At 50.6% G+C, this 818-nt stretch carries 2 protein-coding genes; both read left to right on the forward strand.

From position 1 onward, the window contains the following. Positions 1–276: peptidoglycan-binding protein (locus R7044_RS24815; RefSeq protein WP_225455948.1), on the forward strand; the 276-nt coding region annotated here is incomplete at its 5' end. Then, the coding region (locus R7044_RS24820; protein ID WP_225455949.1) for a general secretion pathway protein GspB at positions 276–818 on the forward strand (543 nt) is incomplete at its 3' end. The genes R7044_RS24815 and R7044_RS24820, both read left to right, overlap by 1 nt.

Here is an 818-nt window from a genome sequence, read left to right on the forward strand (position 1 = left end):
GAATTGTGGCAAGCGCCGCTTAAAGAGACGTTGCGTTTAGATATGGAAGGGCCGGCGATAGAAGTGCTTGACCAATTGCTTGCAAAAGCGGTGAGTGAATCACCACTGGAAACGTCCATTTTTGACGGTGCGTTAAAAGAGCGAGTGGAACTGTTCCAACGTTGGCAGGGCATCGGTGTGGATGGCATTGCGGGTCATCGCACGTTAGAGCGCTTACAACAAAGTGTGCAACCTAATGCGCCAACACTAGCAAGCATTAACAAGGAGGAGGCGTAATGTCAGTCATCAAACATGTTGGACTCTTTCTTGTGCCTATTAGCGTGTCAGCGATTGCGGTTGCGTGGCATTTAGATTTGCTTACGCCAGAGACTCAAGCGGTTACGCCAGAGGTAGTGGTGGCGGAAGTCGTACAACCATTTGAAGTTTTAGATTATCCAGAATCAACGGATCTTGCTCAACTGCCACGAGAATGGCCGAGTGCCGAGTTATCTCGCGACATTGGGACATTCTTGCAACCCTCCGAGTATGCCAACGAGAGTGAAGCTCCAGATCCGACAACGGCTACTCCCGTCACGAGCACTGCATCTACGCATCGTCGTGACGACTTAGGTTTGTCATTGGATGATCTAGACTTGTCTTCCTTGTCTCCAGATCTCGCCAAAAAAGTGGAAAATGCGCTGTCTCAAAACGATGCGCCTACTTCTGCGCCGTCACAGGTGAATGACTTGGAGCGCAATGCGCAGCAGTGGCAAGGACGTCTTCCGGCCCTTAATTTGCAAACGCACATGTATGCCAGTGATGCCAATCGTCGTTGGGTG

It is taken from the genome of Vibrio sp. 1402 (assembly GCF_033340275.1).